The organism is Halobacillus sp. HZG1, assembly GCF_035818575.1.
Classification (GTDB): domain Bacteria; phylum Bacillota; class Bacilli; order Bacillales; family Halobacillaceae; genus Halobacillus; species Halobacillus litoralis.
The window spans coordinates 18,882-45,623 of record NZ_JAYLVQ010000011.1 but is presented as its reverse complement, the minus strand read 5'-3'; the positions used below and the strand labels follow the sequence as shown (position 1 = coordinate 45,623).

Sequence of the window (26,742 nt, the reverse complement as noted above, 5' to 3'; positions counted from 1 at the left end):
GCTTCCCAACCACCCCATTTCATATGAGGGAGAAACGAACCCCCTATACCGAGATGGAGTGTCCCCCACTCTCCCATCTAGAGTGGGGATAAGCTTCTGTATCAAGGTTTCACTTTCTGAATGCCCACTGGGCAGAATTAATATTATCCTTTCCCAAAACCATACAAGCTGAGTTTTAAGTAGTGGTTTCGAGAACCTTCCTTGGTTAAGGGGCGGAGGGGAATGGCGAGACTCCTGCGGGAAAAGAGTGCTAGGTGAGACCCCGCAAGGCGTCAGCCTGAGGAGGCTCATCGCGCTCCCGCGGAAAGCGAGTTATTCCCCGTAGTCCAATCCACTCAACAAACGTCTCGAAACTGAGTCTTCAAGAAACCTGCCAGTTTATTGAATAACATCATTTGTGTTCCTGTTTTTGGATAGGGAGTGGGCTTATGTGAGTGGAAATAGGGAATGGATAAAGGGAGGTTTGTTTTTCGAAAGTTTATGGTTTAAAATAGGAGCAGGTACTAATAACAAATACTAATTCTTATACTACTACCTCAAGGAGGGTGTTCAATATGAACTTTTCACTAGAAGGACGCACGTATGTCGTCATGGGAGTGGCGAACAAACGAAGCATTGCCTGGGGAATTGCCCGCTCGCTTCACTCTGCTGGAGCACGTTTAATTTTTACAGTTGCATCAGAGCGTTTCAAAAAGTCGGTCCAGGATCTTGCTGACACTTTGGAAGGTGGCGAGGAGTCACTCGTCTATGAATGCGATGTAACAGACGATGAAGCGATCATCCAGACGTTTGAACAGATCAGCAAAGATGTAGGGACGATTCACGGCCTTGCGCACTGTATCGCATTCGCGAATCGTGAAGAATTAAAAGATGAGTTCTTAAACACAAGCCGGGACGGTTTTCTTACTGCCCACAACATCAGTTCTTACTCTCTCACTGCCGTCGCTCGTGCGGCTCAACCGTTAATGGCGGATGGAGGAAGTATCGTAACCCTTACTTATCTTGGTGGAGAACAAGTTGTGAAAAACTATAACGTCATGGGTGTAGCGAAAGCGAGCCTGGATGCCAGCGTCAAATACTTAGCGAACGACCTCGGTAAACATAACATTCGGGTGAATGCTATTTCCGCCGGTCCAATCCGTACCCTTTCCGCTAAGGGAGTCGGAGATTTCAATCAAATTCTTAAAGTGATTGAGGAACGGGCACCATTGGGACGTCCTGTTACCCAAGAAGAAGTCGGTGACACCGGTTATTATTTAATGAGTGATTTATCCCGAGGTGTGACCGGAGAAGTAATTCACGTAGATTCCGGATTCAGCATTGTAGCCTATTGATTCAATTCCAAAACCCCGTTTCTACCTAGTGTAGAAACGGGGTTTTTTTATGAGAATCAGAATCGAAGATGCGGCCATATCTTTCCTTCCATTTTATTATCACAGGAGGCAACCAACCGCACCACTTCCGTTATGGGAAGCACTTTATTTCCATTAGATCCTTGGATGAGGGCGAAGTGGTTATCATAATTTCCATGATAAGAAGAGATCCATGTCAATATCTCAGAGTATGTAGTCCACTTATCAATTTTCAAAGGAAACTTTTTACTGTTTCTTTCTTGCTTCAATTGTTCAGAAATGGATCTTGGCAACGGGGGAGGGGGATAACCTGGCTTTGCAAAATAATATCCTTGCATATAAGAGATTCCCATTTGAATTAAACGAAGACATTCGCCTTCTCTTTCCACTCCTTCTGCGATAATCCCTGCGCCTAACTTCTTTCCGATGTGTTGTAATGCCTCCACCATGTATTGTTTTTCCCGAAATTGATCGATATCGGTAATTAGAGACCGGTCAATTTTTAAATAATCCGGTTTTAATTCAGATATCATTTGCAGTGAGGAATACCCTGCACCCACGTCATCAATCGCTATTTTAAATCCTTGTTTCCTATAATGTTCAAGAAGCTTTCGGAAGCCTTGAAAATCAGAAATGGCGGAGTGTTCCGTAACTTCAAAAACGATCTGGTCTGCGGTGACCCCTGTATTTTTTAATACGGTATGTGTGAAACCTGGAGTGAAAGACTGGTCATGAATGACATTCGGAGTTAAATTCACCCACAATTGCTGTTCCTCATGCAGATGGTGGGCAATTGAATCGATGGCAAGCTCTCGTGTATGTTTTTCGAGTTGAAATAATCGGTTCGTTTGATCGGCAAACTGGAAAAGTTCGACGGGGTTTTTAAAGGAAGCGTTCGGAGGGAATCTTGTCAGCGCTTCGTAACCGATCACACATTCTTTATGTATATCGACGAGGGGTTGATAATGCATGAAAAGCTTGTCTTCCTTCATATATGTAGCAAATACATCTTCTGATGACATATGCTCTCGATGTTGAGCAAGGCTCATGAAAACACTCCTAATCTGTGGTCTACATTTACTTTATCAATCGTAAGATAAAACAATAATAGGGTTCTGTTAAATTAGTGTGAAATTTTGAGAGGTTTTGTCAAATGAGGACAGAAGTGAACATGGTCTGCAACTTGGGCATATATATACAATGATGAACGAATGGAAAAGGAGAGATCTTGATGGCAGAAGAAAAGAGACTTGCTAAGCAGCCGATGCTTTATATTGTCCAGCCTAAAGGCTTAAAACCAGCGGAAGTTCCGATGCAAACAAGCTTTCGAAGCCAACGGCCTTCTAAAACAGAAGAGAAGACAGAGCAGCCGCAGGCAGAAGCTCCATCGACTGAGCATGAAATACGGATGCGCAGACAGAACTCCCCCCACCGTCAAGAGCTGGCCAAATTGAACAGATCCGATGAGTTGGAGACAAGTGGTAAAGAAAAGGGAGGTGACCCTTCCTCTGTAAGTACAGAAGAAAAGGATGCACCTCGCGACCGCAGGCAGCGCTTCCATGACATGACGCTTGAGGAAAAAGTTTTATATTTCTTCAATCTTTCCCCTCACGTACCGAAAATGAAGTGTGAAGTTTCTACAGAGGATGAAAGCTACCGAGGGTATATTACGGACTATGTAGATGGAGTCGTGCATATGAAGGTTTTCCAACGCCCATTTCAGCGGGAGGTAGTGTTTGAAGAAATTAAAGATATTAGGCTTCTAGGGTTTTAATGAATGATAAAAAACCGCGCATTTGTGCGCGGTTTTTTGTGAATCTTAAAGAGTTGCTGCTGCCGGTAGACATGTTACGTGGCAGAAGCAATTCAAGTCTACTGTGATACAGATTCCTGAAGCACGAAGGTTTCTGCAGCTTTGGTCAGCTGGTGATTTTGGATCGAAACCTCTGTGATGTCTGGATCCTTCCACGTCGTCATCGTCGTCATCATGCCAGCGGTCAGCAAAAAGAAGTTCAAGGATGGCGCAACCATCGTCATCTACAGATTTAACCCTGAAGAAGAAGCTTCCTTTCACTTCACAGTCGTCGCCACTTCGTTTTGAACCGTACCCTTTAAAAGGTGTGCATCCATCTTTGCAGTAAAGAATGACAGGAACCGTATCAAACCCGGAACCTCCACCAGTGTCACCTAAAAGGTCTGCGATTGAACGCTCACAGCTTGTTGTGCAATCGTGCATGACGTCATTCTGTGCATCGACGATATCTTTAAGAATATCAATCACACATGAACCTGAATCGTATTTTTTTCCACAGCTCATTTTCTAATTTCCCCTTTCCATACGCATTGACGTATTGTCTTTACTAGAATATGAATTGTGTCCGTGTCGGTGTGGGCATTTGTCTCTTTTCTCTTCATCCGGACTTTTTTTGTCTTTCATGGGCAGGAGACTATACCCAACAGGGGCAAACGCCATAGAGTAGAAGTGAATTCGAATAAGGAGTGAATGGAATGTCTGATAAAAAGAAGGTCATCCATGTGAAAGACCTTGTCATTAAAGCGGATAATGTCGTCATCGAGCCTCAGCGTCATGACCGTCATGACCGTGACGACCGTGTCGATCCATTTTTCGGCGGACCGAAACGACGTAGAGAAGAAGATGTAAGAGATGAAAGCAGTTCAAGTAAACGTCGCCATGAAGATGAATCTTCCGACCGCCGTGGGGGATTCCGTTGGTTCTAAGTAAATAAAGAATGGGCCACTACAAGGAACGTAGTGGCTTTTTCTTCATGGGAGAGAGGGAAAATGATGTTAAGTGTGATGGAAATCGTATTGCTGGCACTGGCCACTTTTCGTCTGACACGTCTCATTGTCAGAGATTACATCATGGAATGGGTACGCCGACCTTTTATGGACGTGAAGGTCATCCAGAATGAGCACGGCATTGAAGAAGAATGGGTGGAACCAAAAGGATTTGTCGGTGAAGGACTCAGTTGTCAATGGTGTGTGGGTGTGTGGTCTGCTTTCATAATGCTTTTCTTCTATATAATAATTCCGTATGGAGAGTGGCTGGTGCTATTACTCGCTCTGGCTGGTTTGCAATCCATCATTTATACGTGGGTCGACCGACAGTGACGGATAAAAAAGAAAAGTCTTTGTTTGAAGTATTAAAGGAAATTGATATGGAAACGTCGAAAATGAATGGAATCATTAAACATCCTGAAAAGAAATTCAACGGATGGGAAAAGGACTTTCAGGCTTGGGATCGTCGCTTCTCGAAGCGGATGACGGATATGGAAAAGTTTCTAAACAAACAAATGGGAAAGATGGAACGTTTCTTTGAGTAGGAAAAAAGGTATAGATAATCAAAGGAGGCGTCGGGATGGGATATATTCTGCCTGTCAATCACTATCAGTACCAGGATTATCAAATCAGAACGACCCAGCATGAGCGCTCACCTTTTGTCCTTGAAAGAATTCTCAAAGCCACGTTGGATAACAAGATGAAACACAATCAAACTCGTGAACAGGACCCTTTGGGTAACCAGCGGAGGAGTTCAATCCACATACCCGCGAATACCCATGCAGTAAACGGCTTTTACCCTTCATTTCAGAGAAGTGGGACAGAGAAGATTCTTTCTCGTATGACAGGAAAAGGGCGTCACTTTAGCGAAACTGTATGAAAAAGCTAAAGGAGTCGTGGTTATGTCTTTTCAGCAGTTGAATGAATGGTGTTATTATTATCAGAGTTCCGTTAATATTGGATACGTACATGATGGGGAGGATGGGTTACTCATCGATGCAGGAATCGATGCTTCATCCGTGAAAAAGGTGCTCAAGGAACTTGAGAAAAGGAATCTTCCTTTGACGCACCTTTTTATTACCCATGCCCACGCAGATCATTATGGAGGAGCCCGCTTTGTTCAGGAAAATTATAATGTACATACCGTCGCTCCTGTATTTGAAGAAGCTATTTTAAGAAATCCAAGCATGGAACCTCTTTATTTATTCGGAGGGAATGACCCGCTTCCGGAGTTACATAATAAATTTTTGGAAGGTCCGGCGGTTCGGGTGGATGAAGTCGTGGGGGAAGGGAAAGTAGGGTTTGGTTCGCTAACAGCGGAAGCTTACCATCTTCCTGGTCATAGTTATCATCAGTTGGCCTTAAAAGTCCATGAAATTCTCTATGCGGCTGACTGCTATTTTAGTGTAGATACGCTGAAGAAGCACAAAATTCCTTTTTTGACGGATGTCAGTTTGACACTGGACAGTTTAGACCGTGTCTCTCAAATTCCATGCAGTGGGGCGGTTCCTGGTCATGGGAAGTTTGAAGCCAATCCTATGCTGACGATACAAAACAACATGGATTACCATGAACAGCTGTCTGCCTGGCTGCATCAATACCTTGCTGAAGAGGGACTGGTTGCACACGAAGTCATCGTCAGGGCGATGTGTAACCAATACAATGTCGAAGCCCAGGGTTTATCCCAATGGCTGTTATTCAGAACGGCGGTCACTGCCTATTTGATTGGATTAAAAAAAGCGGGCCTCGTAGAGGACCGCATCATGAACAATACGTGGAGTTTTTCTATCACAGACCAATAACGTATAAATCCGGCTCGCCTTCTTTGTGTTCCGCGTACATGATTTCAGCAGGATCGTTGAAGTTCTGTGCTCTCAGTTGATCTTTCAGCCACTTCTCATCCAAACCTGCTTCTTTGAGATTATCCCATACGACTTCTCCATCACTAATGATCGTACGAGGGAGAGGAACGGGTTGAGGGGCTAAGTTCATATCATCACGAGTGACATTTTGGTACTGGGATGATTTCAACACAGAAATTGTACCATCTGTTTCAAGGACAGCATATTGAACTTCCTGTATAGAAAAAACATCCTTAGAGCGCAGCAAATGCTGGAGTTGATTAAGGTCCAGCTTATTCTTCTTCAACTGATCACGATCGATTTTTCCTTTATATATGACGAGGGAAGGGCTTCCTTCCAATATCTTACGTGTTCCTTTGAATTTTTGGGTGATCACTTCCGTGGTTAAGATGAGAATAGTCCACAACAGGATGGCAAAGCCGACATCAAGAATTCCGACTTCTTCATCGTATAAAGCATTACCGACCAGTTCTCCAAGGACGAGAGCAGAAATGAAGTCAAATGCCGTAATTTGGGTGATCTGTGTTTTTCCAAGCAATTTTGTCATAATAAATAGTGCAGTAAAACCAAAAAGTGTTTCCAAAGTAATTTGTAAGTATTCCATACTTCTCACGACCCTTATCTGTAGCCTATACGCATCATTTTAGACAAAAGGGTCTGAGGATAAACGAAAAAAACTCCGGAATCCCGGAGTTTTTTTCGTTTATCATTTTATAATTTTTTCACCATCGTTACGTGAGGGATGCCGGCATCCATGAATGTGTCTGAAATGGTCACATATCCAAGAGATTCATAGAATGACTCTGCTTGCGTTTGAGCGTTCAATTTGGCTTTATCATAAGCATAATCACGGATGACTTCTTCCATAGAAGCAATCATTTGTTTACCTAACGATCGGCCCCGGTAATCCTTTAGGACACAAATTCGTTCAAGTTTTCCAAACCCATGAACAAAACGTAGTCGTGATGCAGAGACCGGCTGTTTTCCCTCATACCCTACAAAATGGATGGCGGAATCATCAAACTCATCGATTTCTATTTCCAAAGGAACCTGTTGTTCCTCTACAAAGACAACGCGTCTCACATAGAAAGCGTCGTCTTTCTGTTGTTTATTCTTAACTTTCATGATATCCAAGGAGCATCACCCTTTGCCGAGACGGAAGGTTTCGTACACACTCCATGCTCCGTTTTCGAGTTGATAAAGCAACTGGAAGCGGTCCACTTTATCATTCAAGTCGAACTTCAGCATGCGCAGGCTGCCATATACATCAGAAAACTCTTCATCCGAAAGTTTTTGTGCAATTGTAATATGTGGGACAAACGCGAAATCTTTTTCCTCGGGAAGTTCACCAGCGTGCAATTTGTCATTCAGTTCAAAGATCTCATCGGACGGTTCAATTTTTAAGTAAATCGTATTTGTAACGGGAGAGAAAGAGCTCACCTTGTACACGCCATACGAAAAAGGCTGTGTGTTTTTAGCAATTTCACTCAATTCAGGAATGATTCTATTTTCAATTTCTTCTTCTTCTGCTTCAAAAGCTTCTTTCATCGTGATATGTGGGGGAATCAATGCATAGTGGGGATCGTACCGCTTGCGGTATGAATTCGCCACATCCTGTACTTTTTTTGATGGAAAAACTGCTATTCCGTATCTCATTGGACTAACCCTCCTGTTTCCTTCTATATCGCTATTCCTTACCAAACATCTTCAATAAAGCACGTTCAAAATCCTTCTGCCAAGTGCCCCAAGTATGGTCACCGTCTAATTCATGATACGTGTAGGCGAGTGGCTGGCGATTTAAAAAATCGCGCAGTTCACGGTTAGGTACAAGAAAATTCTTTCTTGCTCCTTCAGTCGTTTCAACATCTGTTTCATCCAACCCAATGGTATGATAAATGGTCAAGGAAGAAAAGTCTTTGGTGGATTGCACGACCTCTTTTACATGTTCATCGACATAAGGACTCTGCATGATGACATTACCGAATATGTTCGGGAACTTCACCGCTGTCATCAACGCGAGCGTTCCTGCTAAAGAGTCACCGACAAGCGTGCGTCCTCTGCCCATGCAGTAACCAGGCAATTCTTCATCTAAGAAAGGGACAACTTCGCGAATGAGAAAATTCACGTAATCGCTTTGTTTCTTTCCGTCTGGATGGTATTTGTCCTGGCGGTCATATTTGTCATTATAATGGATACCGATGAAAATAGTGTTCTCAATTTCTTGTTCTTTATGGAGCTTGTCACTCAATGTGGCCGCGCGTCCCATCGAGTAATAATCGTTTCCATCCTGCATGATACAGAAATGGTATTTGTATAATGGAGAGAAATTCTTCGGGGTGTACACCCTTAGTGTCATTGTCTCCTCTAAGTATTGACTATCTATGGTATATTCTGTCATGGATCCGTCTCTACCCATTTTCCGACCACCTCCTTACAGCATGGAAAGTTCCTTTAGGCATTCCCATAAAATTTTTCGTATAAACGTTCCACTATTCATTTTATCATATAATTGTCGAAAAAGTTGAAAAGATGATAGTTGGATTTTCAGGTAAAATGTTCTTATGTAATTTAATCATGTTTCGTTAACTAGAAGGTTTGTGGAAAACTGGATTTCGAGACTTTTACGGGTGTTAGGGACTCCGGAAAACGGTGCGCTTTCCATGGACGAGTGATGAGCCTCCTCGAGCTATGTATTAACCCCTTATCAATGGCCAGGAACCATTCATTATTTAAACGAGACATGGATTCCTTTGAGGATCCGGGGGAAGCGCTCCTGCGGAAAGCGATTCATTCTATCGATCCCCATCCGCCCAACAACATCGTCTCTAAACGGATTCTTCCACAATCCGGAGCTTCAGTGAAGGAATGGGCCTGCTATTTAGCACGAGCTAGTTGACATGGTTCGCATTTCGTAGTATATTATTTCTTGTCAGCAAGTTAAACTTCTTACATACGATTCCGTAGCTCAGCTGGGAGAGCGCCACCTTGACAGGGTGGAGGTCGTTGGTTCGAGCCCAATCGGAATCACTAATAAAAAAGAGAGCATTCATATGAATGCTCTCTTTTTTTGTGCCTTTTAAAATGATGGAGATTAAAGTGGAAACGAATTAGTCTATGGGTTACTGTCAGGCTCGGGACGTCCCGAGCCTTGTTTAACTATGACTTTTGTAAACGGAAGTTTTTATTACAGGCTTCTGCTAATTTTTCCACTTCATGATTAAACCTCTTGAAGTCGAGGTTATCCAATTCCTCTACTTTTACAGCATTGATAATTGTTTTTCCGAAGATCCAAACATCCTCCTGAATGGCCTGATCGTGCATGGCGGCGATTTTGTACAAAGATTCGACGACACTATTCATAACAGATATGTCATGATAGCCATATATTTTGATTTGGTAGAAACTCTTATACAAATACTCTTCAAAGGATTTCGGTTGTGCTATTAAGCGAAGTTTCTCATCACTATCAATGTAGTAGCGGATCGGCTCATAAACAGAGGCGAGCTCTATAAGAAGAGAACCAATACGGTTTATGCAGTTGGTCGCTGTATGAGGATCGTTCAGACTTGGAGAGATGGCTCTGACTGCAATCTCCACAAGTTTTTGGATAGAGAACTCGACATCCTGTGTATCAATCCGCTCATTGCCGATTAAGACATAGGCTGCGCATGACCCAGGGTTTTCAAGATCTCGATCTGAATCTTTCCAATAATAAAAAAGGGGCATTCCTTTTTGGATATAGTCTCCCATTAAAAAGCTTGTTTCGAGAATGAGAGAGTGGTTTTTGGCCCACTTAATAAGGGCGCCGTACTGAACATTCTGAATATAACCTGATTTCTCAGCCGGAATCACTTGGGCTTTTGATTGGTCCAGCGCTTTTAGTTCGTTGTCATCCCATTCGGTGGCTGTATGATAATTTTTTTCTTCAAATGTTTTTTCAATAAGGGCAGAGGTGCTTTTTCTTATGGAGCCAATTAAGTTATTCACTTTTAGGAACCGAGAAGAATGGTGAATGAACAATATAAAAAACGCTAAACAAATAATAGAGACGATAACCGTAAAGAGGGGACTGACCAAACCTAGGCCCGGTTCTTTTCCCAATAGAAACAGGTTGATGAGAGAAAAAATAAAGCCAAAAGAAAAGACACCTAACACATGTTGAGTGACACGACTCTTCATGAAGTCTTGTAAGGTGCGTGGTGAAAACTGAGTAGTGTACGTTGTCAGTACCACCATGATGGTCGAAAAACTAATCGTGGTCATCGTTAAGATAGAGGTCACCATCGAACCATATAACGTTTGGGCAACCGATGACTTCGTCAAAAAGAGAGAAGGGATGTTGTTCTTATATTCTGAAATGATCCATTGATCAATCAGAGCGGTTATCGCCACAGCAATGATTGAAAGGATACTGTATATCGTAGGGAGAAACCAAAAACTGTCTCTAATATTTATCCAAACCTTACCTTTGTTCATTGAAAAACCTACTTCCTCGTATAGTGTATGTTTCTTAGTATGACCGAATTTAGCCGGGATAAAAAGATGCATTTACGTAAACTTAAAAAACTCTTAAAATTTTATTGACACTTTATTTGTTCCGTAGTATATTATTATTTGTCAGCAAAACAGCCGACAAATTTCTACATACGATTCCGTAGCTCAGCTGGGAGAGCGCCACCTTGACAGGGTGGAGGTCGTTGGTTCGAGCCCAATCGGAATCATCCATACTAAGTGCCGGAATGGCGTAGTTTCTCATCCAGGGAGAGGCTGCGTCATTTCTTTTTTTTAGGATGAAATATCTCTTTACTCTCAAAAGAAAAGAGACAGATCTGTACTGTCTCTGAAATACTTCAAAACTTTTATACTTCCTTGAAGTTGATTGATATGATTCGGTCTGTCGATGGGTTATAGATGACCGTCCCTTCGATACTCATTGTTTCCTGAGGGGATTCCATAACAAACTTGTAAACTTCCTTCACGTTACCGTTCTGCTGGGTTTGGCTCACTTTACTGTAATCGGTAGCATTGTAATTCGGGTAGGCCGATTGAGCAATCTCTAAAAGATATTTGCCCCATTTTTCTTCTTCTAATTGAGGGTTCGGTGTGATTTCTACATTGATGACACCAAGCTCTACACCTGCACCTAGGGCTTCAAAGGCTTTTCTGTGAAGGTTGATTTTATTTTCCGGGTAGTTAGGGACCTGGTCTACCACCGTGACTAACACGACTCTTTGATTGGTGACATTCTTCACTTTGATTGTCTGGCCGCATTGGTAAGGTGAATTCTGACCGACAGCCGCTGTCATGTATCGGTTATTCGACCATGGAATGCCACATTTGGTTACTTCTCCGCCTTCTGTCCAGCTAGCCTGGCCGCGCACCGGTTGTCTTACACTATAGCCATAGGAGTATGCTGGGTTTCTGTAGGCTTGAGGATAGGCATAGCGAGAATAAGCCTGATAGGGATTTGCCCCATAAGGATAGCCATAACCATATGGGCCATGATTAAAATTGGCGTACATTCATTTTCCCCCTGTCATTACTTTAGATCCTCAATAGCCTATGTCATTTTTGGTTTTTGTGTGAACATTCAATATGTACTCCGGTTTTCCGTTGAAACAACATATGTAAAGCAGGTTAATCTATGAGTACTACCCAGTGATCATCTTTTAATGCAGCAGGTGGATATTTAAAGATGCTCTTATATACAGCCTTCATTTCATCGTACAGTTTTTTTGAATGGATGGTCCTTAAGTACTTGTTTGGATTGGCTTCAAATGATTGAAGCTTATCTAAATCAAGTCCTATCTTATAGGAGTAGAAGCGTTCAGGAGATCGCAGAAAAGATTTTTCTGTTGGCTCCGCATCACCCTGGGCAAGAGGTTTTTTGCTGTGAACCCTTATTCTTCTTGACGTCTTGTTATCCTCCTCAAGTTCCTCACAAACGTCGTAAAATTTCATGAAGGGTGCTGCCGAATCGCGATCGATATAACTGGTACGAAAACTGAACTCTACAGCTCCATGCTCACCAGATACGACACAAAAAGCCAGATATGTAACCTGATCTTTGATTCCTTGATCAATTTCTTCCTTGTTACTAAAGCAGTGACAAAAGCTTTTCCTCATGATTACACACCCTCTTTAATAGATTTTGACCTATTATATCACGCCTAACCTATCATTCGGTGATAATTAACTTCCAAACCATGTACCTATTCCAATTGTCTTAATTTGTTAATTAACTCTAGATTTACAGTTTTTTAACCATTGTTTCATATTCTCCAAGTAATATGCGTATTGCATCGACATATAACGAGGAGGAATACATTTGTTTAGTAAAAAGTATATGAAAAAATTATTGCCTGTGGCTCTATCCACATCTTTGATTCTTGGAGGGGCTGCTTTTACCTTTAACGATGAAGTTCTTGCAAAACCTAATAAAGATAAAGGAAAGGTAGAGAATATTATTTTTCTAATTGGGGATGGTATGGGGCCTAACTACACATCCGCTTACCGTTACTTCAAGGATGATCCTGCTACTCCTTATACAGAAAACACGGCATTTGATGAACATTTAATTGGTATGCAGGAGACTTATTCCTGGGATCCGGAAGAGAGTATTACAGATTCCGCTGCTGCTGCAACTTCAATGGCAGCCGGAATTAAAACTTACAACAATGCAATCGCGGTGGACATGCAGAAGAATGAAGTGAAAACTGCTCTTGAACTGGCGAAGGAAAAAGGAAAAGCAACAGGTCTTGTAGCTACATCTCAAGTCAATCATGCTACACCTGCATCATTCGGTGCTCACGATGAATCCCGCCATAATTATAATGATATCGCCGATGATTACTTTGATGAAAAAGTGAATGGTGAACATAAAATTGATGTATTGCTTGGGGGAGGTACTTCTTATTTCGAAAGGGAGGACCGCGATCTGACCAATGACTTCCAGAAAGATGGATACAGCTACGTGGAATCTCGTGAGGAACTAATGGAAGATTCCAATGAACAAATCGTCGGTTTGTTTGCACCTAAAGGGATGGACAAAATGATCGACCGTTCTTCAGATGCTCCTTCTTTGGAGGAAATGACTTCTACCGCCCTGGAAAGGCTGAGTAAAGACAAAGATGGGTTCTTCCTCATGGTTGAAGGCAGTCAGATTGACTGGGCTGGTCATGATAATGATGTAGTAGCGGCTATGAGTGATATGCAGGATTTTGAAGCTGCCTACGAAGAAGCTATTGAGTTTGCAAAGAACAATAAGAATACTTTGGTTGTTACGACAGCTGACCACTCAACAGGCGGAATGACCATGGGTCGTGATGGAGAATATCAGTGGAATCCTGAACCTTTAAAAGCTGCAGAACGTACACCTGACTTTATGGCTTCTGAGATTGCAGAAGGTGCTGGGGTTGAGGAAACGTTAGAGCAGTATATCGATCTTGAATTAACAGACGATGAAGTCCAATCCGTCAAAGATGCAGCAGAAAATGGATCAGTCACGGAGATTGATAATGCCATTGAGCACATTTTTGATATTCGCTCCGGTACCGGTTGGACTACTGGCGGCCACACAGGAGAAGATGTAATTGTTTACGGCTTTGGACCTCAGTCTCAACAATTCGCAGGATTGCATGATAACCATGAAGTTGGACAAAAGGTCATGAACTTGATTGAGAATGGAAAGATGAAAAAGCAGGCACATAAATAAAAGAAAAAGCTTCCCTTCCAAAGGGAGGCTTTTTTAGAAAAAGGAGAGAAACCCGTTGAAACATTTGTTGCTATTATTGAGTTTAACTATTTCCATTATCCTCACTGGTTGTTCAAACCAGGTGGCTGGAGAAGGGAATGAGTCGGAGAATCAAGCTCCATTATTTGAAATCCCGGAACAAACGAAGTATAAAAATAATCCCCAAGCCCCTGATGATCAGGGGCTAAAGGAAGTAGGGGACCAGGCGGAGGATATGGATGGGCAGATAGCCCTTAAATCTATTAAAGAGATGGAGAAGTATGTAGAAGTGGGAGCGGTCCAAATGGTGGTAAAGGATGTGAAAGTGCTAAATTACTCTCCATCGCCTGACTTGGTGGATTATTTCCATGCCTTTACTCACAATGAAACCAATTTTAATTATATAAAGTTCACCGTCGCTATAAAGAATACGGGAGATCAGAAAGTGAATGTAGCGCCCGTGGAAGTCTTGAAGACGAATACCGGGGAGAAGCTGGGATTCAATGACGACTTTTATTTGGAAAAGCTGAAAGGAGAGTACGAACCGGGTGAAACACGAGTAGGGCAAATGGGATTCGTCCTCGAACAGGATTGGGAAGAATTAGAGACTGTGATCATAGAGACCAGTGATGTTTTGGATGACGAAGGTAATACTGTGGCAGAGGGAGAAAAAATAGAAGTAGAATGGGAAAAAACATTTAAGTTTGGCAAACAATAGAATAGAAGAAACAAGCGGTCCTCCATCTTCTTAAGGTGGAGGGGCCGCTTATTTTTGTTGTTCATCATAGGTTACCCATTTACCGGTATGCCACCATTCACGTGGATCATTTGACCTGTCACGTAACTGGAATCATTGCTTGCTAAATAGACATAAGCAGGAGCGAGCTCATACGGTTGTCCTGGGCGGCCCATGGGGTTTGTGGAACCGAATTCCGCCACTTTTTGTTTATCAAAACTGGCAGGGATTAATGGTGTCCAAATAGGTCCAGGGGCGACGCCGTTCACACGGATGCCTTTACTTACTAATGACTTGGCTAGAGAACGCGTAAATGTCGTAATGGCTCCCTTGGTTGAAGAGTAATCAATCAATTGTTCATTGCCTTCATAGGCAGTAACTGATGATGTGTTAATGATCGTGCTTCCTTTTTGTAAGTGAGGGAGAACAGCTTTAGCCATATAGACATAGGAGAAGAAATTCACGCGAAAGGTCTTTTCAAGCTGCTGATTCGTAATAGCCATGAGGTCTTTTTGTGGTAATTGCATCGCTGCATTGTTTACAAGCACATCAATCTTTCTGAAGTCTGATTTGATCCGTTGGACGGTTTCCTCACAGAACGCTGCACTTCCAATATCTCCATTATATAGGTGACACGTGCGACCTTCCGATTCAATCAGCTGTTTGGTTTTATCAGCATCTTCCTGTTCGTTGAGGTATAACACAGCAACATCTGCGCCTTCCTTAGCGAAATAAAGGCTTACTGCCCGTCCAATTCCACTATCTCCTCCAGTAATCACCGCCACTTTTCCTTTTAATTTTCCACTTCCTTTATAGTTTGGATCCACATATTCCGGATGCGGCTTCATTTCATGTTCAAAACCTGGCTGCCGATCCTGATGCTGCTTAGGCTGAATTTCCTTCTTTTGCTTGCTCATCATACTCCTCCTGTATGTAAAATACTGGATGACCTGGTCACCCAATATTAGGATGCCCAGGTCATCCAGTTTTACCTAAATCGTAAATATCCCTTACCAAAAGGTCATTGTGTCAAAATGGGAGGTTTTTGATTTGACACTTCGTCCATTGATGTAGGAATTTTCTGAATTTATAATATATTTGAAGGGTGTAAAGGAACAGAATCTACGAGTAGAGGTGAAAAAATGGAGACAACTTTCTCGAAAAAGAACCAGGTAACGATTCAGAACTTCATTGGTGGCGAGTGGGTTTCGTCGGAAAGCGGGCAAGTGGAGGACGTACCCAATCCTGCAACAGGAGAGATCATTGCCCAAGTTCCCATTTCATCAAAAGAGGATGTAGATAAAGCGGTCCAATCAGCAAGAGAGGCATTCAAGACTTGGAAAAAGGTGCCGGTTCCGAAGCGGGCCAGAGTGATGTTCAAGTACCATCAGTTGTTGGTAGAAAATCGTGAAGAGCTTGCGAAAGCCCTCACACAGGAAAATGGAAAGACCATGAAAGATGCGACAGGGGAAGTGCAGCGAGGCATTGAATGTGTCGAATTCGCAGCCGGCGCCCCAAGTCTTATGATGGGCGACGTTCTTCCTGATATTGCGGAAGGCATTGACTCTGGAATGTATCGCTATCCCGTTGGGATTGTGGGTGGAATCACACCATTTAACTTCCCGATGATGGTGCCATTGTGGATGTTCCCACTCGCGATCGTGTGTGGAAATACATTTGTATTGAAGCCATCCGAACGTACTCCGATTCTTGCAAAAATGCTTGTAAAGCTCATTCATGAAGCGGGTCTTCCAAAGGGCGTTCTCAACGTTGTGAATGGTGCGCATGACGTCGTGAACGGATTGCTTGAGCATGACGAAGTCGACGCGATTTCCTTCGTCGGTTCCCAGCCTGTAGCCGAATATGTGTACAAAACAGCGGCCAACCACGGCAAGCGTGTTCAAGCACTAGCTGGAGCGAAAAACCACTCTATTGTTCTTCCGGACTGTAACTTAGATAAGTCGGTAGAAGGGATCATTAATGCCGCTTTCGGAAGCGCGGGCGAGCGTTGCATGGCTTGTTCTGTAGTTGTAGCCGTCGGCGATGTAGCTGATGATCTTGTCGCTAAATTAAAAGAAGCCGCTGATCAATTGAATGTAGGAAATGGGTTAGATGAGGAAACAAACCTCGGACCGTTGATCCGTGACTCCCACCGCGAGCGTGTTCTAAGCTATATCGAAGCCGGGGAGCAGGATAATGCGAAGCTTGTCCGTGATGGTCGAGTAGAACTTCGAGAGAATGAGTCCGGCTATTTCCTTGGTGCAACGATTTTTGACTACGTCACTGATGAGATGAAGATCTGGAAAGATGAGATTTTTGCTCCTGTTCTTAGTATTGTTCGTGCTGATACACTTGATGAAGCGATCGAAACGTCCAACAAATCTGAGTTCGCTAACGGTGCTGTTATTTACACATCAAGCGGAAAAGCTGTACAACAATTCAGAGAAGAGATGGATGCCGGAATGCTTGGTGTCAATGTCAACGTTCCTGCCCCAATGGCGTTCTTCCCGTTCTCTGGAAATAAAAAGTCCTTCTATGGCGATCTCCATGCCAATGGTAAGGATGGGTTGAATTTCTATACGAAGCGTAAAATGCTGACTCAACGCTGGTACTGATGATCTGGTGCGCGGACTTTTTTGAACATTCCGCGCACCTTCCACTTAACATCCACAAATTTCCTGCCAATCTTACAAAAAATCTAAACAAAGCATGCAACATTTAACATTATGTATAATGGAATTTTTCAATTTTTCATGTAAAGTGAAAATAGTTATTTAAAAATTCAGTAAATAAAGAAAATTCAATTATAGGAGGTGAGTCTGAATTTAAGAAATCACAATCTTGGGGGATTTGATTTCAAGATGAATGGACAACAAAACAGGATTACATAAGGAGGAATTATAGTGTCTGATAAAGTCCAAATAGGTTTGATCCAGGCATCTCATGATGTGGATGGAAGTGAGCCTGTAGAAGTTCACAAACAACATTCCATAGAGAAGCATATCAAACTAGTGAAAGAAGCAGCGGAAAAAGGGGCGCAGATCATCTGTCTTCAGGAAATCTTCTATGGTCCATATTTTTGCTCGGAGCAAAACCCGAAGTGGTACGATTCCGCGGAAGAAATTCCAAATGGTCCAACGACGATACGTTTCCAGGAGCTTGCGAAGGAGTTAGGCGTTGTCATTGTTCTTCCTATCTATGAAAAAGAGGGGATTTCAACGTACTACAATACAGCTGCGGTCATCGATGCGGATGGATCTTATTTAGGAAAATACCGTAAGCACCATATTCCACAAGTAGCTGTAGGGGACAAAGGGCACGGATTTTGGGAGAAATATTACTTCAAGCCAGGAAACCTTGGCTATCCTGTATTCGACACGGCCTTTGCCAAAGTTGGAGTCTATATCTGTTATGACCGCCACTTCCCAGAGGGGGCTCGATTACTAGGATTAAACGGAGCTGAAGTAGTCTTTAACCCATCAGCGACTGTAGCCGGACTTTCTGAATACTTATGGAAGCTTGAGCAGCCTGCTCATGCGGTAGCCAATGGGTATTACCTTGGTGCCATCAACCGTGTCGGTTATGAAGGACCGTGGAATATGGGTGAATTTTATGGACAGTCTTATCTTGTCGACCCGCGCGGAAACTTCGTTGAAACGGCCAGCCGTGATCAAGATGAAGTCCTTATTGCAGAAATGGACAAGAAGTTTATCCGTGAAGTACGTGATACATGGCAGTTCTATCGCGACCGTCGTCCGGAAACTTACGAAAACATGGTTGAGCTTCTCCCTTAAAACCTATCCATCAGACACAAAGTAGAAGTTCTGCATAGAGCAAAAGAAAATGAACCATTTTCTCTATGTGGAACTTTTTTATTAAGAGGCCTATCCAAAAGCCTCTCTTTTATTAAAGGAGGGAAACATCTTGACCCAGTTAAAGAGCAAAGGAATTTCATTAGAAAATCTGAAGGTGAACTTCGAGGAAGTCCATGACGGACTGAATGCTCAGGAAGCGATGGAAGAATCGAACCGATGTCTATATTGTTACGACGCACCTTGTATCCAGGCTTGTCCGACAGGGATCGATATCCCGAAATTCATTAAAAAGATTGCCTCTGGCAACTTAAAAGGATCGGCGACAACCATCATGTCTTCCAACCCTGTCGGAGCGACCTGCGCCCGTGTTTGTCCGACGGAAGAGTTATGCGAAGGCGCTTGTGTATTGAACCATTCCACTGAACCGATTTTAATTGGAGATTTACAACGATTTGCGACAGACTGGGCGATCAAAAACGAACAATTATTGTTCAAGCCTGGCAAGAAGAACGGGAAAAAAGTTGCGGTTGTGGGAGGAGGCCCTGCGGGGTTAGCGGCAGCCAGAGAACTTGCCAGGTTTGGTTATGACGTGACAATTTTTGAAGCCGAAGCTGAAGCAGGCGGTCTTGACACCTACGGAATTGTTTCTTTCCGGCTTCCACAAGATATATCCCGCTGGGAAGTCGACCAAGTCGAGAAGCTTGATGTCGAAATCCGCACCAATACTCGTGTAGGCACAGATGTTGCTTTTGAAGAGCTGACCAATGATTATGATTCGATCGTTTTGACAATCGGAATGGGAAATGTTCCGATGCTCGGTATTGATGGAGAGGATCTGGAGGGTGTGCACGACGCGATAGATTTCGTGAAAAGTACGAAATCGGGTCCAATCACCGACGAGCTCCTTGGGAAAAATGTCGTCGTTGTCGGAGCTGGTAACACAGCTATTGATGCAGCGACCTGCGCCGCTCGAAAAGGTGCTGGCGATGTAAAGATCGTCTACCGCCGGACGAGGAATGAAATGACCGCATATGAGTTCGAATATGATTTTGCCAAGCAGGACGATGTCGAATTCAACTGGCTCACTCAACCTGTTGAAATTATCGGCGATGAAAACGGAAAAGTCACACACCTGAAATGTGTGAAGATGGCCCTGGGTGAACCGGATGCAGATGGGAGACGACGACCTTCTCCTGTTGAAAACTCTGAATTTGTCATGAAAGTGGATGCTGTTATCAAAGCGATTGGTCAAAGCCGTTATACCGATCTTATTGAAGGGTTCGGGCTGGATCATGAAGGTGGCGTGGTCACAGTAAATCCAGAAACAATGCAGACATCGAACCCGAAAGTTTTTTCAGCGGGTGATGTCATCTTTGCCAAAGGGCAGGGAGAAGCGATGGTGGTAACCGCCGCTCAACAAGGAAAAGAAGCAGCGATGGCGATTCACAAACAACTGGCACCTGAACCGACGAACGCCTATAAATCTTTCAACAAGGAGGAACATACATGGCTGACTTAAGTTTGAATCTTGCAGGAATTAAATCACCGAATCCATACTGGCTCGCGTCTGCGCCTCCCACAAACTCAGGCTATCAGGTCCAGCGCGCCTTTGAAGCAGGGTGGGGTGGTGCTGTTTGGAAAACGTTAGGTGAACCGATCTTGAACGTATCCTCCCGTTTTGCTGCCGTAGGGTTTAACGGAAAACAGGTGGCTGGTTTCAATAATATCGAGCTGATTACAGACCGTCCATTAGAAGTGAACTTGAAAGAAATTTACGAAACGAAAAAAAGGTTCCCGGATCATGCGATCATTGCTTCATTGATGGTGGAACCGACACAGGAGAAATGGCATGAAATTGTCAAACGTGTCGAAGATGTCGGCGTGGATGGATTGGAGTTGAACTTCGGGTGTCCACACGGGATGGCGGAGCGCGGCATGGGTGCAGCGTCCGGGCAGGTTCCTGAACTCGTTGAAAAGCAGACAATGTGGGCGAAAGAAGTCGCGCAAACGCCTGTCATCGTAAAGCTTACCCCGAACATTACAGATATTACTTTTACAGCGGAAGCAGCCGTTAATGGCGGCGCGGATGCGGTCAGTATGATTAACACAATCAACAGTCTAGCTGGGGTCGATATCGATTCATGGGATACGATTCCGAACGTAGCTGGAAAAGGAGCCCACGGAGGATATTGTGGTCCTGCCGTTAAGCCGATTGCATTAAACATGGTAGCTGAATGTGCTCGTCATCCGAAAATCAATGTTCCAATTTCCGGAATGGGCGGCGTATCGAGCTGGAGAGAAGCGGTCGAGTTCATGCTGATGGGCGCAACAGGTGTCCAGGTCTGTACAGCTGCGATGCATCACGGTTTCAGCATCATTGAGGATATGGTCGATGGGCTCGACAATTATCTCGATGAAAAAGGCATTGATTCCGTCATGGATCTTGTCGGGAAGTCAGTTGAGAAGTACAGCGACTGGGGCAATTTGGATCTTAATCATCAGGTCGTTGCACAAATCAATAACGATGTGTGCATCAACTGTAATAAGTGCCACATTGCTTGTGAGGACACGTCCCACCAGTGTATCGATATGTTAAAAGATGCTGATGGGAATGACATTTTGAAAGTGCGTGAAGAGGATTGTGTCGGCTGTAACCTCTGCAGCATTGTTTGTCCTGTTGATGGCGCGATAGACATGGTCGAGTATGCGAACGGCAAGCCACCGATGACATGGAATGAAAGACAAGCAGCCATCGGTGCCGCCTCTTCATGTGATGTGAATTTAATAAAATAAAACATAACGGAGGGATAAGATGAAGAAAATCATCAAAAATGGAACGATTGTGACAGCTGCTGATACGTATAAAGCAGATATTCTTATCGAAAATGAAAAGATTGCCTTAATCGGTCAAGATTTGAACGATTCAGCCGCGGAAGTAGTAGATGCGGATGGAAACTACATATTCCCTGGTGGAATAGATCCGCATACGCACCTTGAAATGCCATTTGGAGGAACAGTCAGTAAGGATGATTTTGAAACGGGTACTATTGCGGCTGCGCACGGGGGCACGACCACAGTCATCGACTTCTGTCTGACAGACAAAGGAAAACCTCTACAAAATTCTATTGATCAGTGGCACGCGAAATCAAAGGATAAATCTGTCATCGATTACAGTTTCCATTTAATGATTGGTGAAATGAACGATGATGTTCTCGAGCAGCTCCCAAGTGTCATAGAAGATGAAGGGATTACCTCATTCAAGGTTTTCATGGCCTATAAAAACGTGTTCCAGGCGGATGATGGCACCCTTTTCCGTACATTAGAACAAGCAAAAAAACTAGGCGCCTTAGTCATGGTCCATGCTGAAAACGGTGATGTGATTGATCATTTGGTCAATAAGGCATTGGAAGCAGGGCAAACCGACCCGATTTATCATGCACTGACTCGTCCGCCGGAAGTGGAAGGGGAAGCGACAGGACGTGCTGCAGAATTAACGGGTCTCGCTGACTCCCAACTCTATGTGGTTCACGTCACGTGCGAAGAAGCGGTGGAGGCCATCGCGAAAGCACGTAAAAAAGGGTATAACGTTATGGGTGAAACGTGCCCGCAATACCTGGTCCTCGATCAAAGTTACTTAGAAAAACCGGATTTCGAAGGCGCGAAGTATGTATGGTCTCCGCCTCTTCGTGAAAAGCACCACCAGGAAGTGTTATGGAAGGCGCTTAAAACAGGAGATCTGCAAACGCTTGGTTCCGACCAGTGCTCCTTCGACTTTAAGGGTCAGAAAGACTTAGGAAAAGGCGACTTCACAAAGATTCCGAACGGTGGACCGATCATTGAGGATCGTGTCAGCATCCTTTTCTCTGAAGGGGTGAAAAAAGGAAGAATTTCTCTAAACGAGTTTGTAGACATTACGTCAACGAAAATTGCAAAGACATTCGGTCTTTTCCCACAAAAAGGTACGATTTCAGTCGGTGCAGATGCGGACATCGTCATTTTCGATCCGAATGTGGAACGCACAATCTCTGTAGAAACGAGTCACATGGCTGCGGATTACAATCCTTTTGAAGGAATGAAAGTGACTGGGCAGCCGGTCAGTGTCCTGTCCCGTGGTGACTATGTCATTAAGAACAAAGAATTTGTAGGGAAACTAGGGAAAGGAAATTACTTGAAACGTTCCCGTTACGGGGAACTGACATCCTCCAAAGAAGAACTTTATCAGAAGTAACCTGTCCGATTGCCATGAATTGTAGGCTGCCTCGCTTCAATGAAAGCCAGGCAGCCTTTTAAAAAACAGGTATAGGTAGGAGGAGTCCAAAACATGGACAAAAAGACAAATCATTTAATGTCCCCTGATTTAATGCCCATTCCTCACAACGAGAAAAAAATCAGCACTCTTGGTTTTTCGTTTATGTGGGTCGGGATGGCTGTTGTACTGGCAGCTTTTGCTATAGGCGGAGCAGGTGTACAGGAAATATCTTTGATCTGGGTCGTGCTTGGTACATTGTTGGGAACGATTTTAATCGGTCTTGCCATTTCAGTAACGGCTGATATTGGTATTGAACACGGGATATCTTTCCCTGTTTACATGAGAGCCCCTTTTGGGACGATAGGTACCCATTTTCCATCTATCGTTCGTGGAGTGGCTGCATCCATGTGGTTCGGGATTAATACGTTCTTCGGTTCAACAGCTATCAATGGAATTTTAAACATTTTATTCGGTTTTGATAATTGGTTTGTTTGTTATATTCTTTTTGCTTTATTCCAATTATTCAACACGGCATTAGGAATCAAAGCGGTAGAAAAGTTCGCCGACCTCGCTGCCCCGATCATCATTTTGATTGGAGTATGGATGTATTTTACTCTTGCAGGAACAGCTTCTGAACAGGGAAAAGACATATGGAGCTGGGTGGAAAGCCCTGTAACCGGAGGAGCAGCTTTTACAGCTTTTGTGGTCGTCGTTGTTGGGAATATGGGCTATTGGTCAACACTCGCCGCTGATATAGCTTCCATCTCCCGTTTTATAAAAGCACCGAAACTGGAACGTAACTGGGTGAAAAGAAACAAAGGGGCTCTCGTAGGAAGCCTTGTAGCCCTGCCTTTGACACAAACATTCATCGTGGTTCTAGGTGCCGTCTCCTACATTGCTGTCTCCAACTTTGACCCTGTCGTCGCTTTACAGGAATCAGCCAGTGGACTTGTCTTAGGTATCCTTCTGTTAATGATCGTTCTTGCCCAGTGGTCGACAAACGTATCAGCAAACATCGTACCTGCGGCTACCATCTTTTCAAATGTCGGTGGACCGAAGCTGCCATTCTGGGCCGGCGTTTTCATTGCTGGTCTTGTAGGAACAGTCATTCAGCCCTGGAGTATTTTCAATTTATTGATTCCGGTATTATTAATAGCCGCAGCCATTCTCTCTGTTATCGTAGGCATCATTTTTGCCGATTATTATTTATTGAGAAAACGAAGAATGAACGTCTATGATTTGTATAAACAAGGGGGGCAATTCCGTTACGATGGAGGTGTCAACTGGGCCGGTATCATTTCATGGGTCATTGGAAGTGCTTTTGCGTACACTTTCTCCACATATTCTTTCTTCGTCGGATTTGGCGTAGGTGCCCTGTGTTATTACTTATTAGCCAAGCATTGGTATTTCAAAAAGCATCCCCAGGCAGAAATCGATAACCCAAGCGACGACGAATACCTTGGCATAACCGTCGGTCGTGACTGGGTAATCGGTGAGAAATTCGTAGAAGAAAAGCTGGGGCGTAAGACAGGAACAGAAGGATCCACACAAAAAATGGATGCATAACAAGGAGGAATTCAAATGTCTGACCATCGCGAGTTTGAAGCAGAACGCGAAAAGATCGACTTTTTATTGGAGCAGGGCTATGTCATTAGTGGAGTCACTGAAAATTTAAGTGGGGCATTCGTCGAGTTTCAATATAAAGGAAACGAATCTGATAAAAGTGAGAAAGAACGGCTGCACATCCTCCACCCGGATACGAGGAAGTATTTCTCTACCATTCTCGTTCAGCAACAGAAAAAACAAAGTGTTAAATAGAAAAAGAGGATTGGCTCCCTGCCAATCCTCTTTTTCTATTTCATCTACATCTTCCGTATAAGCTCCAGATTGTGGAAGGCTCGGCTTCGAGACTTTTGTTGAGTGGATGGGGCTGCGGGGGATGACTCGCTTTCCGCGGGAGCGCGGTGAGCCTCCTCGGACTGCGTCCAGTGGGGTCTCACCAAGCACTTTTTTCCTCCTAGTTATCCGGTTCCGGCGCCTGCACACTTAAGGTAGGAGTCTCGCCATCCCCCTCCGCCCCTTTGCTATATCAGTGTCTCGAAACCACTTCCTGAATAATCAGCTATTCTGTGTGAAGAGACCATAAGGATCATACTCCCAATCCGAGTTACTTGAACCCTGAAAGCTTGATACAAAGCGTTTTTCACCTATACCAAGTAGGATAGTGGGAGACCTTCCTACTTGGTATAAGGGTTCGTTAGCCCCTTCACCGAATGGGGTGGTTGGGAAGCTGAAAGACTTCCGTGGGAGAAAGGAGCTCGGGGCTCCCCCACAGGAAAGCAAGTAGCTTCCCAGCCACCCCTGAGGCTCAACCCGGGCAACGAACCCTGGAAAGTCTCGAAAATGAATCTTCCACCATCCTGCCAGTTTGTTGAAGATCAGGCACGTGTTAGATTCACTAGGACTATTAAACTTTTTTGTAAGAAAATCTCACAATCTATTAGATTTTTCTGAAAAATTGTTGTACTTTAAAAGAGGGGTCATTCAATGAACGAACACATGTCGATTGAAAACATCCTGAAAAGGGACCATTTCGCTTCTGCTGAAGTTATTGCTGGTCATAAGGGCATCGACCGGCTGGTCAAATGGGTTCACGTTTATGAGATGATCGAAGTGAGAAAGAACCTGAAAGGTGGAGAGCTTGTCCTTTCAACAGGATTTGGTTGGAAGGATGATGATGAGCTTTTTCTCCACTTATTAAAACAATTGATAGAAAAAGAAGTAGCCGGAATTTGTATCGAAATCGGGAGTTTCGTTGATTACATAAGCCAGGAAGCAATCGATTTTGCCGAAGCCAACGATTTTCCGATCATCTTATTCCGGGAAGAGGTTTCTTTTGTGGAAATCACCCAGGATATTCATGCGGATCTCATCAATCAGCAATATGAGTTTATCACGAATTTAGAAGATTATTCGCAGCGTCTGAACAAACGATTATTATCCATTGATAATTACTTTGAGATTCTAAAAAACTTGCAGCAATATGTGAATTGCCAACTCGTCTATATTGCCAAAGATCATACGGTCGTTACGATCCCGACCTTGAGAGAGAAAGAACGCGAGCAAGTATTGATGGAGCTGAGCAAGCCTGACATCGGATCGAGAAGGGTTTTAAAACAACCAGTGCAAGTATTCGATCGGGAATTTGCGAATATTTACTTATTGTCCAACCGTAGAGAGTTCGGTGAATTCGAATCTTTATTATTAGATAGGACGGGGACTGCGCTTGCACAATACTTGTTAAGGGAACTTTATACTGAAGAAAAAAGAAAAGCAAAAGAAACGGAATGGCTGACGGAATGGTTGCAGGGAGAGCATGAGGAAGAGGAGATTCGTGATCGGCTCGCTGTGTACAAATTGGATAAAACCGTTAAAGGAGCCATTGTTCTAACCATTAAGTTAAATATGGTGGATAGACAGAAATCGAACCCTGATGTGACATATATGAATATGCTCATTCACAATATCTTTGATCAAAACGGCTATTATGTTTTTCCGGTGGAGAAGAGACATCAGCTCACTTTTATTCTGTTGAATAGAAAAGAAGCAGAAGATTGGAAGGAAAGGATCAGACGCGGGGTTGTAAGGCTGCAGAAGATTAGTCTATTGAATGACTCTAGTATCTCATCTTTTCAAATTGCCGGGGGGAAATACGTCAAAGAACTTTCCAAGCTTCATGAAAGCTTTCAAACCGCCCAGGAGACTTTAACTTTACAGGAGAAGCTTCCGGAAAGTCAGTCCAAATTCTTTTATGATGACTTACACATGTACAGATTGATTTCCCTTGTCCATCAGCACAGTAACCTCGATGGATTGGTGGAGGAGTACTTAGAACCGATTATCAAGTATGATGAAAAGAATAACACGAACCTCCTTGAGACATTAAGGGTCTATTTGGCGTGCAATGGATCTAAAAAAGAAACCGCTTCCAAAGTATTTGTAGTGCGTCAAACGTTATATCATCGCCTTGAGAAGTTAGAAAAACTGCTGGGACCTGACTTTATGGAATGTGAAAAAAGGCAGGTCATCGAATTTGCACTTCTCGCTCATGAATATCAAAGAGCCGTAACCTAACCACCACCCTTAACACTTATTCTTTTCTTCTGAATAAGTGTTTTTTCACCCCTCTTTTCCTAC

27 protein-coding genes and 2 tRNA genes are annotated in these 26,742 nt (G+C 43.5%); 19 read left to right on the top strand and 10 right to left on the bottom strand.

All coding sequences use genetic code 11. The features are described 5' to 3' along the window. Positions 1-554 precede the first annotated feature (554 nt). Entirely contained in the window at positions 555-1,334 is a 780-nt protein-coding gene (gene fabI / locus VKA52_RS00945) for an enoyl-ACP reductase FabI (protein ID WP_160912045.1), read from the top strand. Between the two features lie 56 nt (positions 1,335-1,390). Here the strand turns inward: fabI and VKA52_RS00940 are convergent, their stop codons facing one another. Then, positions 1,391-2,401, bottom strand: coding sequence for an EAL domain-containing protein (locus VKA52_RS00940; RefSeq protein WP_326313873.1), 1,011 nt, complete (start codon positions 2,399-2,401; stop codon positions 1,391-1,393). Positions 2,402-2,583: 182 nt separating this feature from the next. Between VKA52_RS00940 and VKA52_RS00935 the strand changes: the two genes are divergently transcribed. Next, entirely contained in the window at positions 2,584-3,126 is a 543-nt protein-coding gene (locus VKA52_RS00935) for a CotO family spore coat protein (RefSeq protein ID WP_326313872.1), read from the top strand. A 45-nt stretch (positions 3,127-3,171) separates the two neighbouring features. Here the strand turns inward: VKA52_RS00935 and VKA52_RS00930 are convergent, their stop codons facing one another. Then, positions 3,172-3,669 (bottom strand): CotY/CotZ family spore coat protein, encoded by a 498-nt coding sequence (locus VKA52_RS00930; RefSeq protein ID WP_160912051.1) that lies wholly within the window; start codon positions 3,667-3,669, stop codon positions 3,172-3,174. Between the two features lie 191 nt (positions 3,670-3,860). Between VKA52_RS00930 and VKA52_RS00925 the strand changes: the two genes are divergently transcribed. The 5 genes from VKA52_RS00925 (at position 3,861) to VKA52_RS00905 (ending at position 5,953) form a co-directional block, all read left to right on the top strand. Beyond that, positions 3,861-4,091 carry a hypothetical protein gene (locus tag VKA52_RS00925; protein WP_160912052.1) on the top strand — a complete coding sequence of 77 codons (231 nt, stop codon included), beginning with the start codon at positions 3,861-3,863 and terminating at the stop codon, positions 4,089-4,091. Between the two features lie 63 nt (positions 4,092-4,154). Continuing rightward, positions 4,155-4,484 carry a DUF1360 domain-containing protein gene (locus VKA52_RS00920; RefSeq protein WP_326313871.1) on the top strand — a complete coding sequence of 110 codons (330 nt, stop codon included), beginning with the start codon at positions 4,155-4,157 and terminating at the stop codon, positions 4,482-4,484. After that, positions 4,481-4,696 (top strand): hypothetical protein, encoded by a 216-nt coding sequence (locus VKA52_RS00915; RefSeq protein ID WP_160912054.1) that lies wholly within the window; start codon positions 4,481-4,483, stop codon positions 4,694-4,696. The genes VKA52_RS00920 and VKA52_RS00915 overlap by 4 nt, the downstream gene beginning before the upstream one ends. Positions 4,697-4,731: 35 nt before the next feature. Then, positions 4,732-5,031: a hypothetical protein gene (locus tag VKA52_RS00910; RefSeq protein ID WP_160912056.1), complete on the top strand. Its 300-nt coding sequence runs from the start codon at positions 4,732-4,734 to the stop codon at positions 5,029-5,031. Between the two features lie 22 nt (positions 5,032-5,053). Continuing rightward, on the top strand, positions 5,054-5,953 hold the full coding sequence (locus VKA52_RS00905; RefSeq protein ID WP_160912058.1) for an MBL fold metallo-hydrolase: 900 nt from the start codon (positions 5,054-5,056) through the stop codon (positions 5,951-5,953). Here the strand turns inward: VKA52_RS00905 and VKA52_RS00900 are convergent. The 4 genes from VKA52_RS00900 to VKA52_RS00885 all read right to left on the bottom strand — a co-directional run bounded on the left by VKA52_RS00900 (position 5,940) and on the right by VKA52_RS00885 (position 8,429). Next, a complete protein-coding gene (locus tag VKA52_RS00900) occupies positions 5,940-6,617 on the bottom strand; it encodes a DUF421 domain-containing protein (protein ID WP_160912060.1) in 678 nt (225 codons plus the stop codon). The genes VKA52_RS00905 and VKA52_RS00900 overlap by 14 nt on opposite strands. Before the next feature lie 107 nt (positions 6,618-6,724). Beyond that, positions 6,725-7,138, bottom strand: a complete 414-nt coding sequence (locus VKA52_RS00895) for a GNAT family N-acetyltransferase (RefSeq protein ID WP_442788799.1) — start codon at positions 7,136-7,138, stop codon at positions 6,725-6,727. A 15-nt stretch (positions 7,139-7,153) separates the two neighbouring features. Continuing rightward, entirely contained in the window at positions 7,154-7,669 is a 516-nt protein-coding gene (locus tag VKA52_RS00890) for a 2'-5' RNA ligase family protein (protein WP_160912063.1), read from the bottom strand. A gap of 31 nt (positions 7,670-7,700) precedes the next feature. Beyond that, complete coding sequence (locus tag VKA52_RS00885) at positions 7,701-8,429, bottom strand: alpha/beta hydrolase (protein WP_160912065.1); 729 nt, start codon at positions 8,427-8,429, stop codon at positions 7,701-7,703. Between the two features lie 538 nt (positions 8,430-8,967). Here VKA52_RS00885 and VKA52_RS00880 point away from each other — a divergent pair. Continuing rightward, positions 8,968-9,040: transfer RNA gene (locus tag VKA52_RS00880), tRNA-Val, on the top strand. Positions 9,041-9,169: 129 nt separating this feature from the next. Here the strand turns inward: VKA52_RS00880 and VKA52_RS00875 are convergent. After that, on the bottom strand, positions 9,170-10,489 hold the full coding sequence (locus VKA52_RS00875; protein ID WP_326313869.1) for a DUF2254 domain-containing protein: 1,320 nt from the start codon (positions 10,487-10,489) through the stop codon (positions 9,170-9,172). A gap of 172 nt (positions 10,490-10,661) precedes the next feature. On the opposite strand from VKA52_RS00875, the gene VKA52_RS00870 reads away from it, so the two are divergent. Continuing rightward, positions 10,662-10,734, top strand: a tRNA-Val gene (locus tag VKA52_RS00870). Between the two features lie 138 nt (positions 10,735-10,872). On the opposite strand, the gene VKA52_RS00865 is transcribed toward VKA52_RS00870, so the two are convergent. After that, complete coding sequence (locus VKA52_RS00865) at positions 10,873-11,535, bottom strand: DUF3889 domain-containing protein (RefSeq protein ID WP_326313868.1); 663 nt, start codon at positions 11,533-11,535, stop codon at positions 10,873-10,875. A gap of 115 nt (positions 11,536-11,650) precedes the next feature. Continuing rightward, positions 11,651-12,139 (bottom strand): hypothetical protein, encoded by a 489-nt coding sequence (locus tag VKA52_RS00860; protein WP_326313867.1) that lies wholly within the window; start codon positions 12,137-12,139, stop codon positions 11,651-11,653. 220 nt (positions 12,140-12,359) lie between these two features. Here VKA52_RS00860 and VKA52_RS00855 point away from each other — a divergent pair, with 220 nt between their 5' ends. Further along, positions 12,360-13,727 carry an alkaline phosphatase gene (locus tag VKA52_RS00855; protein WP_326313876.1) on the top strand — a complete coding sequence of 456 codons (1,368 nt, stop codon included), beginning with the start codon at positions 12,360-12,362 and terminating at the stop codon, positions 13,725-13,727. Positions 13,728-13,782: 55 nt separating this feature from the next. After that, positions 13,783-14,463: a hypothetical protein gene (locus VKA52_RS00850; protein WP_326313866.1), complete on the top strand. Its 681-nt coding sequence runs from the start codon at positions 13,783-13,785 to the stop codon at positions 14,461-14,463. A 71-nt stretch (positions 14,464-14,534) separates the two neighbouring features. On the opposite strand, the gene VKA52_RS00845 is transcribed toward VKA52_RS00850, so the two are convergent. Then, positions 14,535-15,398, bottom strand: coding sequence for an SDR family oxidoreductase (locus VKA52_RS00845; protein ID WP_442788797.1), 864 nt, complete (start codon positions 15,396-15,398; stop codon positions 14,535-14,537). Between the two features lie 225 nt (positions 15,399-15,623). Here VKA52_RS00845 and VKA52_RS00840 point away from each other — a divergent pair, with 225 nt between their 5' ends. The 8 genes from VKA52_RS00840 (at position 15,624) to VKA52_RS00805 (ending at position 26,679) form a co-directional block, all read left to right on the top strand. Continuing rightward, positions 15,624-17,096 (top strand): CoA-acylating methylmalonate-semialdehyde dehydrogenase, encoded by a 1,473-nt coding sequence (locus VKA52_RS00840; RefSeq protein WP_326313864.1) that lies wholly within the window; start codon positions 15,624-15,626, stop codon positions 17,094-17,096. A 288-nt stretch (positions 17,097-17,384) separates the two neighbouring features. Then, the gene (locus VKA52_RS00835) at positions 17,385-18,275 is read left to right on the top strand and encodes a nitrilase-related carbon-nitrogen hydrolase (RefSeq protein ID WP_160912079.1); all 891 of its coding nucleotides are present in this window, start codon (positions 17,385-17,387) and stop codon (positions 18,273-18,275) included. A gap of 130 nt (positions 18,276-18,405) precedes the next feature. Then, positions 18,406-19,815, top strand: coding sequence for an NAD(P)-dependent oxidoreductase (locus tag VKA52_RS00830; protein WP_326313863.1), 1,410 nt, complete (start codon positions 18,406-18,408; stop codon positions 19,813-19,815). Next, positions 19,803-21,089: an NAD-dependent dihydropyrimidine dehydrogenase subunit PreA gene (gene preA / locus VKA52_RS00825; RefSeq protein WP_160912082.1), complete on the top strand. Its 1,287-nt coding sequence runs from the start codon at positions 19,803-19,805 to the stop codon at positions 21,087-21,089. Before VKA52_RS00830 ends, preA begins: the two co-directional genes overlap by 13 nt. 19 nt (positions 21,090-21,108) lie before the next feature. Further along, positions 21,109-22,524 carry a dihydropyrimidinase gene (hydA, locus tag VKA52_RS00820; protein ID WP_326313862.1) on the top strand — a complete coding sequence of 472 codons (1,416 nt, stop codon included), beginning with the start codon at positions 21,109-21,111 and terminating at the stop codon, positions 22,522-22,524. Between the two features lie 93 nt (positions 22,525-22,617). Continuing rightward, positions 22,618-24,111 carry an NCS1 family transporter gene (locus tag VKA52_RS00815; protein WP_160912086.1) on the top strand — a complete coding sequence of 498 codons (1,494 nt, stop codon included), beginning with the start codon at positions 22,618-22,620 and terminating at the stop codon, positions 24,109-24,111. 15 nt (positions 24,112-24,126) lie between these two features. Further along, a complete protein-coding gene (locus VKA52_RS00810) occupies positions 24,127-24,363 on the top strand; it encodes a hypothetical protein (protein WP_160912088.1) in 237 nt (78 codons plus the stop codon). A 729-nt stretch (positions 24,364-25,092) separates the two neighbouring features. Then, positions 25,093-26,679, top strand: a complete 1,587-nt coding sequence (locus tag VKA52_RS00805) for a PucR family transcriptional regulator (protein WP_160912090.1) — start codon at positions 25,093-25,095, stop codon at positions 26,677-26,679. The last annotated feature ends 63 nt before the right edge of the window (positions 26,680-26,742 follow it).